The organism is Qipengyuania intermedia, assembly GCF_019711615.1.
Classification (GTDB): domain Bacteria; phylum Pseudomonadota; class Alphaproteobacteria; order Sphingomonadales; family Sphingomonadaceae; genus Qipengyuania; species Qipengyuania intermedia.
The window spans coordinates 1009829-1022707 of sequence record NZ_JAIGNS010000001.1; the positions used below are offsets into that span (position 1 = coordinate 1009829).

General features: G+C 62.7%; 11 protein-coding genes. 6 read left to right on the forward strand and 5 right to left on the reverse strand.

Features of this window, described 5'->3' with window-relative positions; all coding sequences use genetic code 11:
- Positions 1–48 precede the first annotated feature (48 nt).
- Both K3179_RS05000 and K3179_RS05005 read left to right on the forward strand, forming a co-directional pair.
- Positions 49–1134, forward strand: a complete 1086-nt coding sequence (locus K3179_RS05000) for a M23 family metallopeptidase (RefSeq protein WP_221563035.1) — start codon at positions 49–51, stop codon at positions 1132–1134.
- Between the two features lie 19 nt (positions 1135–1153).
- Entirely contained in the window at positions 1154–1543 is a 390-nt protein-coding gene (locus K3179_RS05005) for a bactofilin family protein (RefSeq protein WP_221562742.1), read from the forward strand.
- A gap of 87 nt (positions 1544–1630) precedes the next feature.
- Here K3179_RS05005 and K3179_RS05010 read toward each other — a convergent pair whose 3' ends face one another.
- From K3179_RS05010 to K3179_RS05030, 5 genes are all read right to left on the reverse strand, one after another.
- Positions 1631–3334: a long-chain-fatty-acid--CoA ligase gene (locus tag K3179_RS05010; RefSeq protein ID WP_221562743.1), complete on the reverse strand. Its 1704-nt coding sequence runs from the start codon at positions 3332–3334 to the stop codon at positions 1631–1633.
- 98 nt (positions 3335–3432) lie between these two features.
- Positions 3433–4170 (reverse strand): DUF1013 domain-containing protein, encoded by a 738-nt coding sequence (locus K3179_RS05015; RefSeq protein WP_221562744.1) that lies wholly within the window; start codon positions 4168–4170, stop codon positions 3433–3435.
- Between the two features lie 115 nt (positions 4171–4285).
- Complete coding sequence (locus K3179_RS05020; protein WP_221562745.1) at positions 4286–5362, reverse strand: glycosyltransferase family 4 protein; 1077 nt, start codon at positions 5360–5362, stop codon at positions 4286–4288.
- Complete coding sequence (locus K3179_RS05025) at positions 5359–6264, reverse strand: UDP-2,3-diacylglucosamine diphosphatase (RefSeq protein WP_425594735.1); 906 nt, start codon at positions 6262–6264, stop codon at positions 5359–5361. Before K3179_RS05025 ends, K3179_RS05020 begins: the two co-directional genes overlap by 4 nt.
- A gap of 90 nt (positions 6265–6354) precedes the next feature.
- Complete coding sequence (locus K3179_RS05030; RefSeq protein WP_247712800.1) at positions 6355–7368, reverse strand: NAD(P)H-quinone oxidoreductase; 1014 nt, start codon at positions 7366–7368, stop codon at positions 6355–6357.
- A gap of 100 nt (positions 7369–7468) precedes the next feature.
- On the opposite strand from K3179_RS05030, the gene K3179_RS05035 reads away from it, so the two are divergent.
- The 4 genes from K3179_RS05035 to K3179_RS05050 all read left to right on the forward strand — a co-directional run bounded on the left by K3179_RS05035 (position 7469) and on the right by K3179_RS05050 (position 12871).
- A complete protein-coding gene (locus K3179_RS05035) occupies positions 7469–7669 on the forward strand; it encodes a DUF1192 domain-containing protein (protein WP_090478415.1) in 201 nt (66 codons plus the stop codon).
- 142 nt (positions 7670–7811) lie between these two features.
- Entirely contained in the window at positions 7812–10202 is a 2391-nt protein-coding gene (gene clpA / locus K3179_RS05040; protein ID WP_221562747.1) for an ATP-dependent Clp protease ATP-binding subunit ClpA, read from the forward strand.
- A gap of 69 nt (positions 10203–10271) precedes the next feature.
- A complete protein-coding gene (locus tag K3179_RS05045) occupies positions 10272–11276 on the forward strand; it encodes a ligase-associated DNA damage response exonuclease (RefSeq protein ID WP_221562748.1) in 1005 nt (334 codons plus the stop codon).
- A 2-nt stretch (positions 11277–11278) separates the two neighbouring features.
- On the forward strand, positions 11279–12871 hold the full coding sequence (locus tag K3179_RS05050) for a cisplatin damage response ATP-dependent DNA ligase (RefSeq protein ID WP_221562749.1): 1593 nt from the start codon (positions 11279–11281) through the stop codon (positions 12869–12871).
- The last annotated feature ends 8 nt before the right edge of the window (positions 12872–12879 follow it).

Consider the following 12879-nt stretch of genomic DNA (forward strand, 5'->3'; position numbering starts at 1 on the left):
GGGCGCATTGCCCGTATCAAGAGCTGGTTTCCGGATCGCGAATTTTTCATGCGCTCCGAAGGCCAGGTTCGCTTCATCACCATTTCATCGCGCGTACAGATGACCGCAGCGGCAGTGGCCGTCACGGTTCTGCTGGTGTGGGCGTTGTCGATGGCAATCGCCGGTTGGGCGCAATATCGCGCCTCTGCCGATCGGGACCTCCTGCTCGATCGCGAAGCCAAGGTCGCCACGCAGGAAGAACGTTTCGCCGCTTACAGCGAAGACCTCGACGCGGTGAGCGACGATCTGGACCGCCGGATGGAATTCATCGAGGGCGTTGCAGAACTGCTTCCCGAAGACCTCAAGGTCGATACGGCCGTATCCGACTCGACCGGTGAAGCCGCTGCCACGGTTGAAAAAGTTTCCGCCGCGTTCCCCGAAGCCGCCAAACTCGCCCGCATCGAAGCGCGCCAGCTTGCGGTGGTCGAAGGGCTAACCCGCTACGCCGACTGGCGTGCGCAGCGCGCCGCAGAAGCGCTCAAGAAGCTCGACCTCAATCCCGCACAGGTAATCCGCACCAGCCGCAATCAGGCGATGGGTGGTCCGCTCGACGGGCTGGCCACTGCTGCCGACGGCTCGATCGATCCGCGCTTCGAACGCCTCGGCCTTTCGATGGAGCGCATGGCCGCTCTCGAACAGGCGCTGGAAGGCGTCCCCCAGTTCGCCCCGGCTCGCAAGGACCTGATCTCGTCGGGCTTCGGCTATCGCCGCGATCCTTTCAATGGTCGCGCCGCCATGCATAACGGCCTCGACTTCCGCGGCGCGACCGGCACCCCGATCTATGCTGCCGCCAAGGGCCGTATCACCTTCGTCGGTCGCAGGGGCGGCTATGGCAACACGGTCGAAATCACTCACGGTAACGGCCTGATGACGCGCTATGCGCATATGTCGCGCTTCAACGCCAAGGTCGGCCAGCAGGTCGGCGCAGGCGACACTATCGGCGCGATCGGCAGCACGGGTCGCTCCACCGGTCCCCACCTCCATTTCGAGGTCCGGATCAACAACAAAGCGGTCAACCCGCGCACCTTCCTGGAGACAGCCCCCCATGTTCTCGAAGAAATCCGCCGAGCACCCGAGCTCGCCCACGCCCACTAATTCCGGACGCAGCGCACCCATGGCCAGCAAGAGCAATTCCACGTTTTCGGTCCTCGGTTCGGACCTTGCCATCAAGGGCGACATCAAGGCGTCGGCCGACCTGCATATCGACGGCAGCGTCGAAGGCGACATTTCCTGCTCCAGCCTGGTGCAGGGCGAAACCAGCACCGTCACCGGCGCGATCAAGGCGGAAAGCGCCCGGCTGGCGGGCACCGTCAATGGATCGATCACTGCCCGCGAACTGGTCATCCTGAAAACCGCCAAGATCAACGGCGATGTATTCTACGATGCGCTGACCATCGAACAAGGTGCACAGGTAGAGGGCCGCTTCGCACACCGCGATGCGAAGCCCGCCGCAGCAGCGCCGCAGCAGCAGGCGAGCAAGCCGGACCTCCAGGTCGCCAGCTGACACCGCTTACAGTTTGGAGGGGATGAAGGTCGCCCTGCGCACGACGCAGGGCGGCCTTCTTCTTTCATGGAATAGGCCGACAAGCCCTCAGTCGAGCACTTCGGCGCGCAGAGCCTTGCGGTCGAGCTTGCCGATCATGGTCTTGGGCAGTTCTTCGCGCACTTCGACACCGCACACGCGTTCGTGCTTGCCGATCCGGGCGTTGAGCCATTCGCGCAGGGCTTCGCCATCGGTTTGCGCGTCGGCGTTCAGTGTCACATAGGCTTTCGGGCATTCGCCAAGGTAATCGTCCGGAATACCGATCACGAGCGCTTCCTTGACCGCATCGTTTTCGAGCAGGACGTCTTCCACCTGGCTGGGGAAGACCTTGAATCCGCCCACGGCGATCATGTCCTTGATACGGTCGACGATTTCGAGGAACCCGTCCTCATCCATCGTCGCGACATCGCCTGTGCGGAGATAGCGCTTGCCGTCGCGCTCGACGAACGTGTCGGCATCGGTATCCGGACGGTTCCAGTATCCGCGCATGATCTGCGGTCCGTGAACCGCAAGTTCGCCAGGTTCACCCTCGGGGGCGAGTTTCGTGGGATCTTCCTTGTCGAGGAAAATCACCTCGGTGCCCATCACCACCTGGCCGATCGTGCCTTTCTTGCGCACTCCTTCATAGGGGTTGGCCGACACCACGCCCGAGCTTTCCGTAAGACCGTATCCTTCGACGATGCGAACCCCGGTCGTATCCTCGAACTTGGTGTGGACCGGCGCAGGCATGGGCGCGCCCCCCGAAATGCACACCTTGATCGACGAGACATCGGTCGAAGAGAGCTTGGGATGGTCGAGCAGTGCCTGGAACATCGTGGGGACGCCCGGAAACCCGGTCGTCTTGTACTTCGCGATGGTTTCCAACACCTGCCCTGCCTCGAAGCGCGGGACCATGGCAATCGAAGCGCCTGTCACCATGGCGTGGTTCAGGAGCGCGGTATTTGCGAAGACGTGGAAGAAGGGCAATGCGCCCATGAAAACTTCGCTCGATGGATCGCCGTAAGGGTTGAGGCCAGCGACCTGCTGCGCGTTCACCGCAAGCTGAGAATGCCCGAGCATGGCGCCCTTGGGCCGCCCGGTGGTGCCGCCGGTATACTGGAGCAGGGCGATATCGTTCTCGATATCGATTTTGGGCAGTTGGGGCGGTCGTCCATCCAGCCAATTGGCCCAGGCGAGATCACCCTGGACATCCGACCAGCGCCGAACCGAAGCAGTAAGGTCGCCCTTGGGCAATTTGGCGATCTGGCTGCGCTTCAAGAGCTTGTATGCGAGGCCTTTTAGCGACGGTAGCATATCCGCCAGCGATCCGACCACCAGCCTTTCGAGGCTGGATTCCCCAAGAACCTGTTCTGCAGTCCCGTACAGTTCGGGCACATCGACGGTCACGAGGACGCGGGTGCCGGAATCTTCGACTTGCGAGCTCAGTTCCTCGACTGTGTAGAGCGGCGAGAAGTTGACGACGATCGCACCCGCCATCATCGCACCATAATATGCCGAGGCGTAGATCGGGACATTGGGCAGGAACAGGCCGACCCTGTCGCCCTTGGCGATCCCCATCTCGATCAGTCCCGCCGCGAAGCGCTGCGCATCGGCGAATATCTCGCCGTAAGTATAGGTCCGCCCCAGAAAATGGAGGAACGGCGCCTGTGGATTCTTCGCGGTCGTCTTGGCCAGCAGATCGGGCAGGCTGGCCACTTCGAACTTCGCGTCCCACGGCGTCGGATGGTGATAGGTATACTTGCTTACATCCATGTCAGTAACATGACCTATCCCGCACTAAACGCAAGCAAAAAGGGCGGACGAAGCTCTGTGCCTCGCCCGCCCTCTGCGTATCGTGTGTCGGAGGAATTTCAGCCCTCGTCGGAAGGGGCGGCAGGTGCCTCACCCGCCTCTTCGGCCGCACGCTTGGCACGCAGCCATTCCTCGGCTTCGGCTTCCTGTGCGGCTTCGGCGGCAGCCTTTTCATTGGCATCGCGTTCGGCGCGCAGTTCCTCGATCAGCTTTTCGCGATCGCTGACACCACTGGATACGGGTGCCGCCTCTTCGCCCTCTTCGGGAGCAGGCTTGTTCTTGGCAGCCTTGGCGACGACCGCGTCCAGTTCGCGCTGCGAACACAGGCCCAGGGTGACCGGGTCCTTCGGCTGGATATTCTGGATATTCCAGTGGCTACGCTCGCGGATCGCAGTGATCGTGTTGCGCGTCGTGCCGATAAGCTTGGAAATCTGCGCATCCGACACTTCCGGATGGCTACGCAGCAACCATGCAATGCCGTCGGGCTTGTCCTGGCGCTTCGAAACCGGCGTGTAGCGCGGGCCCTTCGTGCGGCTGACCGCTACCGGCGCGCGCTGCATCTTGAGCCGGTATTCCGGATCGGCCTGGCCCTTCTCGATTTCGTCCTGCGTCAGTTCGCCCGAGTGGAGCGGGTCGCGACCGGTGTACTTGCTGCTGGCGAGATCGTCGGCCATGGCCTGGACTTCCAGGATGTGGAGGCCGCAGAATTCGGCGATCTGCTCGAACGAGAGACCGGTGTTGTCGACCAGCCAGGTGGCGGTCGCATGCGGCATCAGCGGAGTGGGTTGGTCGGCCATGAATATGCCTTTTCTCAAGTCTGAAAATAGAAGGGCCGCCCCTCGCGGAGCGGCCGTTGCCCTTCGCATGTAGGCGACAGGCGCGGATTCGGCAAGCGCGATAAGCCTGCCGCGCTCAGGCGCGGATTGGTTCGCGGTGCGAGAGCGGCGCAAGTCCGTCGAGGAATTGCGCGCTGGCCGCTTCCCACGAATACTGCCGCGCAAAACGGGCGCAGGCCTTGCGGTCGCAATAAAGTGCGGCATCGATCGCACGGTCGAGCTGGAACGACAGCGCCCCCACCTCGTCAGACACGATGTCGCGCGGTCCGGCGACAGGAAATGCGGCCACAGGGGTTCCGCAGGCCAGCGCCTCTATCATGACGAGGCCGAAGGTGTCGGTGAGGCTGGGAAAGACAAAGACGTCCGCCCCGGCATAGCAACCGGCAAGCTCGCTGCCGGTCCTGCGGCCAAGGAAGAGGGCATCGGGATAAGCCCTGCGCAATTGCTCGAGCGCCGGACCGTCGCCGACCACGACCTTGCTGCCCGGACGCGAGGAGTCGAGAAAAGCTTCGAGATTCTTCTCGACCGATACTCTCCCGACGTAAAGCTGGATCGGCCGCTGCAGGCTCTCGAACTCCGGTGGTGGTGGCGCTTCGGGGGTAAAGCAGGCGAGGTCGACGCCCCTGCTCCAGTGATGGAGCCGGTCCAGGCCATGCTCCCTAAGTTCCGTGCGGATGCTCGGCGTGGCCACCAGGATCCGGCTAGCGGGTCGATGGAACCAGCCGATGTAGCGCCAGAACCAGTCGCTTGGCAGCGGGGTGCGCTTCGCCAGATAGTCAGGAAACTGGGTATGGTAGGCGGTGGTGAATTCGATGTAATGCTTCACGCAGTGATGGCGCGCCGCCAGTCCCAGCGGGCCTTCGGTCGCGATATGGATGGCATCCGGGGTGAAGGCACTCAGGCGCGCGGAGATCGTCGCCGGCCTCGCCAGTGCGAGCCTGATTTCGGGATATGTCGGGCACGGCACGCTGCGGAAAGCATCGGGCGATATCACCATCACATCATGCCCCAATCTGCGCAGATGGTCGCACGTCGTGGTGAGCGTGCGGACCACGCCGTTCATCTGCGGCAACCAAGCATCGGTGACGATGGCAATCCGCTGGGGGGTAATGGCAGACCCCTCGAATTCGAGGGAGAGGCGCTGCGCGTTCATGCGGCCTGCATGGCCGGTGCCGCCGTCGCGGGTTTTTCGGCCTCGCGCTTGGCGATTTCGTCGGGCCAGTGGAGGATTTCCATGGTGCCGTCGAAATGCTCGACGAGCGCGGTGCAGCCTTCGACCCAGTCGCCGTCATTATAATAGGCGACCTCGCCCTCGCCGTGCTTGAAGTCGCGCATTTCCGCGGTGTGGATATGGCCGCAGACCACGCCGTCGACACCGCGTTCGCCCGCGGCCCGTGCGACTACCGATTCGTACTTCGAGATGAACTCGACGGCATTCTTCACCTTGTGCTTGGCCGCTTTCGAAATCGACCAGTACGGCAGGCCCAGCAGCTTGCGCACCGAGGCGACCCAGCCGTTCAGCTGCATCATGGCATGGTAAAGCGCGTCGCCCACAAAGGCGAGCCAGCGGTGGGCCAGCATGACCGTATCGAATTCGTCGCCATGCAAGACCATCAGCCGGCGGCCATCGGCGGTATCGTGAAACGCCGCGCGAGCGATCTCCACCCCGCCGAAATTCATGCCCGAGAACGGCCGCACCATCTCGTCGTGATTGCCGGGAATGTAGACGATGCGCGTACCGCGATGCGCGCGCTTCAGGATGCGCCAGACGATGTCGTTGTGTTCGGCTGGCCAGTAGAACTTCTTCTTAAGCCGCCAACCATCGATGATGTCGCCGACCAGATACATCGTGTCGCTGTCGGTGTGGTCGAGGAAGTCGATCAGCAGTTCGGCATTGCAGCCCTTCGTGCCGAGATGGATGTCGCTTATCCAGATCGTGCGGAAGCGGCGGCGCTCCTCCATGCTGGTACGCTCGGGCACCTTCGGCTTGACCGGCAGGAAGCTGGAAACATTGGCGAAAGCGGTAAGGTCGGGCGTGAGATCGGTCATGCACATTCCCCCTGAATCTGGGGCGTGCATGGCAGGGAATTGTTACGTCAGCATCGCAGGCGCATTACACAAGCGCGTCTTTGCTACGGTTCGGAGTCAGCTTTCGCCGGACACCTTGAGCACGATCTTGCCGATGTGGTCGCCCGCTTCCATGCGGGCATGGGCCGCGCCGACTTCTTCCAGCGGGAACACCTCGTCCATGACCGGAGCGACCGTGCCGTCCTCGAACAGGGGCCACGCATGATTGTAGATTTCGTCTGCCAGCAAGGCCTTGAACTCGTCCGAGCGCGGGCGCAGCGTCGAGCCGGTCAGCGTCTGCCGTTTGCTCATCAGCTTCGCCATGTTGATTTCCGCCTTCAGCCCGCCGAGCACGGCAATCGTCACATGACGCCCGTCGACAGCGAGGCAGTCCAGGTTTCGCTGCACGTAATCGCCCGACACCATGTCGAGGATGACATCCGCCCCCTCGCCATTGGTAAACTCGTTCACCTTCTCGACGAAGTCGTCGGTCTTGTAATTGATCGCGAGATCCGCGCCGACGCCGCGTGCAGCCTCGCACTTTTCGTCGCTTCCGGCCGTGGTCACGACCTTGAGGCCGAATTCCTTGGCAAGCTGGATCGCCATCGTTCCAATCCCGCTGGTCCCGCCGTGAACGAGGAAAGTTTCTCCATCGCGCGCCCAGCCTCGCTCGAAGACATTGTGCCACACGGTGAACAGTGTTTCGGGAATTGCTGCAGCGGTTGCCATGTCCATGCCCTGCGGGACCGAGAGGCAATGTTCCGCATGGGCGAGGCAATACTCGGCATAGCCGCCACCCGACACCAGCGCGCAGACGCGGCGGTTGAGCATCTCCGGCGCGGCTTCGTCACCGACCGCCATGATCGTACCCGACACCTCCAGCCCCGGGATGTGCGAGGCACCCGGCGGAGGCGGATAGAAGCCCTGGCGCTGGATTACATCGGGCCGGTTCACGCCGGCATGGTCGACCTTGATCAGCACCTGCTTGCCGGTGGGCACCGGGACGGGCAGGGTTTCGGCACGAAAAACATCCGGACCACCCGGTGCATCAAAGCCCATCGCGGTCATCGTTTCCGGCAGATTGCTGGCCAAACCTTCCCCCTTTTCAAATGTGCGGCCTGGCGGCCACGAAGCGGTGCATTAACGCGCAGCCGTGTTGACAGCAACCGCGCAAAGGCAGAGCATGGCCGCCATGGATGACGACGCCCGTCCACGCCCCAAAGGCGATGCCGCCAGCCTCCTCGCCGGAGAAGACCTGGCCCCCTATTCCATCGACGAACTGGCCGACCGCATCCGCCTCCTCGAAGACGAGATCGCGCGGGTCGAAAAGCACCGCCTGAAAGCCGCCGCACACCGCGACGCGGCCGACGCCCTGTTCGGGCGAAAGGACTAGGCGGTGATCGGGGGGCTGAAATTCCGCCGCCCGCTTCCCATATGCACGAAACACGCCGCCGCGTGGTCAGCTTTCGTCAAGCTTGACCCCTTAGGCTCTCCCTGTCTCGCCGTTCTGCGAGTCCCTCGAAAGTAGGATCCGAATGCCAAGCTTCGCCGCGAACCTCGAAAAGACCCTTCACGCAGCCCTCACCGATGCGGGCGAGCGTCGCCACGAATATGCGACGCTGGAGCACCTGCTGCTCGCGCTTATCGGCGATGAGGACGCCGCCCAGGTCATGACCGCTTGCGGTGTGGAGTTGGGTGAACTCACGACTGTCGTGACCCAATATCTCGAGCAGGAATACCAGTCGCTCAAATCGGACGATGGCGCCGATCCGCAGCCGACCGCCGGTTTCCAGCGGGTGATCCAGCGCGCAATCCTGCATGTGCAGTCCTCGGGCAAGGACACGGTGACCGGCGCAAACGTGCTGGTGGCCCTGTTCTCCGAACGCGACAGCTATGCGGTCTATTTCCTGCAGCAGCAGGACATGAGCCGTCTCGATGCGGTCAGCTTCATCAGCCACGGCATCGGCAAGGGTGGCAAACAGGTCGAAGGCCGTCCCCCGCAAGGCGCGGAAGAAGCGCAAAGTCCCGATGCCCCCGATCAGGCGAAGGGTGGCGACAAGAAGGAAACCGCGCTCGACCAGTTCACGGTCAATCTCAACCAGAAGGCCGAAGACGGTCGTATCGATCCGCTGATCGGCCGCGGTCCGGAAGTGGGCCGCACGGTCCAGATCCTGTGCCGCCGGTCGAAAAACAACCCGCTTTATGTGGGTGATCCGGGCGTCGGCAAAACCGCCATCGCGGAAGGCCTGGCGCGCAAGATCGTCGAAGGCGACGTGCCCGAAGTGCTGCAGGATGCGGTCATCTACTCGCTCGACATGGGCGCCCTGCTTGCAGGAACGCGCTATCGCGGCGATTTCGAAGAACGGCTGAAACAGGTCGTGAACGAGCTCGAGGGCATGCCCGAGGCCGTGCTCTTCATCGACGAGATCCACACGGTGATCGGTGCCGGCGCGACCAGCGGCGGCGCGATGGACGCGTCGAACCTGTTGAAGCCGGCGCTTTCGAGCGGTTCGATCCGCTGCATCGGTTCGACCACCTACAAGGAATTCCGCAACCACTTCGAAAAGGACCGCGCCCTACTGCGCCGGTTCCAGAAGATCGATGTGAACGAGCCCACGATCGAGGACACGATCAAGATCCTCAAGGGCCTGCGCAGCGCCTTCGAAGAGCATCACAAGGTCAAGTATACCCCCGATGCGCTCAAGACCGCAGTCGAACTGTCGGCACGCTACATCAACGACCGCAAGCTGCCCGACAAGGCGATCGACGTGATCGACGAAGTGGGTGCGATGCAGATGCTGGTGCCGCCGAGCCGCCGCAAGAAGAAGATTACCGCGCGCGAGATCGAGGCCGTCATCGCGACCATGGCCCGCATCCCGCCGAAATCGGTGTCGAGCGACGACAAGAAGGCACTCGAAAACCTCGAGCGCGACCTCAAGCACGTCGTCTTCGGCCAGGACGCGGCAGTCGAGAAACTGTCGACGGCCATGAAGCTGTCGCGTGCGGGTCTGCGCGATCCCGACAAGCCGATCGGCTCGTTCCTGTTCAGCGGACCGACCGGCGTCGGCAAGACCGAAGTCGCCCGCCAGCTCGCCTCGATCATGGGTATCGAACTCAAACGCTTCGACATGTCCGAGTATATGGAGCGCCATTCGATCAGCCGCCTGATCGGTGCACCTCCAGGTTATGTTGGTTACGACCAGGGTGGTCTTTTAACCGATGCGGTTGATCAAAACCCGCATTGCGTGCTGCTGCTCGACGAAATCGAGAAGGCCCACCCGGACCTGTTCAACATTCTGCTGCAGGTAATGGATAACGGTCGCCTGACCGACCATCACGGCAAGACGGTCGATTTCCGCAACGTGGTCCTCATCATGACGACCAATGCCGGCGCGTCCGACATGGCGCGCCAGGGCATCGGCTTTGGTGACGTGTCCAAGGAAGATGCGAGCGAGGAAGCGGTGAAGCGTATGTTTACGCCGGAATTCCGCAACCGTCTCGATGCAATCGTGCCCTTCGGTTACCTCAACAAGGCAACCGTCGCCCGCGTGGTCGACAAGTTCATCCTCCAGCTCGAACTGCAGCTGGCCGAACAGAATGTCGATATCCAGTTCGACAAGGAAAGTCGCGCCTGGCTCGCCGACAAGGGCTATGACAAGCTTTACGGCGCACGTCCGATGGGCCGCCTGATCCAGGAAAAGATCAAGCAGCCGCTCGCCGAAGAACTGTTGTTCGGCAAGCTGGCGGATGGCGGCGAGGTCGCGGTGACGATGAAGGATGGCAAACCGTCCTTCGAACTTACCCCTGCTCCGCCCAAGACCAAGCCGAAACGCAAGCCTGCGGCGAAAAAGAAGGCAGCACCCAAGAAGAAGCCCGACGCAGATGCCAGCGAAAGCGGCAGCACGGGCGATAAGGGCAAGGACTGACAGCCTGCCATAAGCAATCGAAGGGGCGCGGATCGGGAACGGTTCGCGCCCCTTTCGCTTGAGTCGGCGATGGCCGCGCCTTTTTCCTGGATCAAACCCGAACCACACGGGATCTACATCGAGCCGGCCGATTGCTGGGTCGATCCTTCGCGAGCCGTAGACAAGGCGCTGGTCACCCACGGCCATGCCGACCACGCGCGTGGAGGTCACGGCCAGACCGTCGCAACCCCCGAAACGTTGGCGATCATGAAGTTGCGCTACGCAACTTCCGACGGCGCTACCCCGGTCGAATATGGCGAAACGATCCGCCTGCCCGGCGGCGTCGATGCGACCTATATCCCGGCAGGCCATGTCCTTGGCAGCGCTCAGATATTGCTGGAGCATGCGGGGGAGCGCGTGATCGTGACGGGCGACTACAAACGCCGCGCCGACCCCACTTGCCCGCCCTTCGAGGTCACGGCTTGCGACATCTTCATCACCGAGGCGACATTCGGCCTGCCAGTCTTCTGCCATCCCCCGATCGAGGAGGAGATGCAAAAGCTGCTGGATCGCCTGGCTGCCCACCCGGATCGCTGCGTGCTCATTGGCGCCTATGCCTTGGGCAAGGCGCAGCGCGTCATCGCCGAGTTGCGGGCGGCGGGGCACACCGACCCGATCTACCTCCACGGCGCGATGGAGAAGATGTGTCGTCTTTACGAAGAGCACGGTGTCGACCTGGGCGAACTTCGCATGGTTGCAGAGCACACGAAAGAGGACATGCGCGGAGCCATCGTCATATGCCCGCCTTCCGCGCTCAATGACCGCTGGAGCCGCAGGCTGCCCGATCCGATCACGGCCATGGCCAGCGGATGGATGCGCGTACGCCAGCGGGCACGCCAGCGAAACGTCGAATTGCCGCTGGTGATCTCGGACCACGCGGATTGGGGCGAGCTCACCCGCACGATCCGCGAAGTCGATGCCCAGGAAAACTGGATTACCCACGGACGCGAGGATGCGTTGCTGCGCTGGTGCCAGTTGCACCAACGGCGCGCCCGCGCGCTGGCTCTCGTCGGATATGAAGACGAGGACGATTGAGCGTGGACGAATTCGCGGCCCTCGTCGACGCCCTGGTCTACACGCGTTCGCGCAACGAGAAGTTGCGCCTGATCGCGGAATATCTGAGGGCCACACCCGATCCCGACCGCGGCTGGGCACTGGCCGCACTTGCCGATGGGCTGGATTTTCCAGCCGTGAAGAGTTCGACGATCCGCAATCTGATGAAGGACCGCGTCGATCCGATCCTGTGGACGCTCAGCCGCGACTTCGTCGGTGATACGGCGGAAACCGCCAGCCTTCTCTGGCCGGCACCGGAAGAACCACCCTCCCCGCCCACGGTGAGCGAGGCGGTCGAGCTCCTTTCCTCGATGAACCGCAAGAGCGTGGTCATCGAACTGCCGCACCTGCTCGACCGGCTTGACGCTTCCGGGCGCTATGCCTTGCTCAAGCTGGCGACCGGCGGAATGCGCATCGGCGTCTCGAGCCGCCTGGCGAAGACCGCCTTTGCGCAGGCGTTCGACGTGTCGGTCGACGAGGTGGAGGAGTATTGGCACGGCCTGGCCGCGCCTTATCCCGAACTGTTCGACTGGGCGGCCAACGGGGAAGACCCGCCCGATATCGAGAACCTGCCAACCTTCCGCCCTTTCATGCTCGCGCATCCGCTTGAAGAAACGGTCGTCGACCTGGCGGAATATGCCGCGGAGTGGAAATGGGACGGCATCCGCGTGCAACTGGTGCGCGCCGGCGGTGAAACCCGGCTCTATTCGCGCAGCGGCGACGATATTTCCGCGACGTTTCCCGAACTTCTAGATGTGTTGCCATTCAATGCCGTGCTCGACGGCGAATTGCTGGTGCGAGGCAATGTACAGGGCGGCGAGGCAGGCGGAGCGGCCAGTTTCAACGCGTTGCAACAAAGACTCGGCCGCAAGACCGTGAGCAAGAAAATGCTCAAGGAGGCGCCCGCCTTCGTGCGCCTCTATGACGTCCTCATCGCCGAGGGGAACGACCTGCGGGAAAAGGACTGGACCAGTCGCAGGGCCGCACTTGAACAGCTGATCGCACGCTTACCGGAAAGCCATTTCGACCTCTCGAGCCTGGTGGAGGCCCGCGATTTCGAGCACCTGGCAGAGATCCGCGAAGGCAGCCGCGACGATGCGATCGAGGGCCTCATGCTCAAGCGCAAGGACAGTCCCTATATCGCGGGACGACGCGTCGGATACTGGTACAAGTGGAAACGCGATCCGCTGCTGGTCGACTGCGTGCTGATGTACGCCCAGCGTGGCAGCGGCAAGCGGTCCAGCTTCTTCTCCGATTACACCTTCGGTTGCTGGGACGGCGATCCCGACCAAGGAGCCGACCTGCTGCCTGTCGGGAAAGCCTATTCCGGATTCACCGACGAGGAACTGAAAAAGCTCGACCGCCATGTGCGTAGCAATACCGTCAACCGGTTCGGGCCGGTGCGCGAGACCGACAAGAGCCTCGTCTTCGAGGTGGCTTTCGATAGCGTACACGAAAGCAAGCGGCACAAGTCCGGCCTCGCGATGCGCTTCCCCCGCATCCATCGCATCCGCTGGGACAAGCCGCCGCACGAAGCGGACCGCATCGAAGCGCTGCGCGCGCTGATCAGGGATTGATCAGCGCG

Bases quoted from the DNA above. Each gene is read 5' to 3' on its own strand.
- K3179_RS05000 (WP_221563035.1), top strand. From the start codon at position 49: ATGCGCTCCGAAGGCCAGGTTCGCTTCATCACCATTTCATCGCGCGTA.
- K3179_RS05005 (WP_221562742.1), top strand. From the start codon at position 1,154: ATGGCCAGCAAGAGCAATTCCACGTTTTCGGTCCTCGGTTCGGACCTT.
- K3179_RS05010 (WP_221562743.1), bottom strand. From the start codon at position 3,334: ATGGATGTAAGCAAGTATACCTATCACCATCCGACGCCGTGGGACGCG.
- K3179_RS05015 (WP_221562744.1), bottom strand. From the start codon at position 4,170: ATGGCCGACCAACCCACTCCGCTGATGCCGCATGCGACCGCCACCTGG.
- K3179_RS05020 (WP_221562745.1), bottom strand. From the start codon at position 5,362: ATGAACGCGCAGCGCCTCTCCCTCGAATTCGAGGGGTCTGCCATTACC.
- K3179_RS05025 (WP_425594735.1), bottom strand. From the start codon at position 6,264: ATGTGCATGACCGATCTCACGCCCGACCTTACCGCTTTCGCCAATGTT.
- K3179_RS05035 (WP_090478415.1), top strand. From the start codon at position 7,469: ATGGATGACGACGCCCGTCCACGCCCCAAAGGCGATGCCGCCAGCCTC.
- clpA (WP_221562747.1), top strand. From the start codon at position 7,812: ATGCCAAGCTTCGCCGCGAACCTCGAAAAGACCCTTCACGCAGCCCTC.
- K3179_RS05045 (WP_221562748.1), top strand. From the start codon at position 10,272: ATGGCCGCGCCTTTTTCCTGGATCAAACCCGAACCACACGGGATCTAC.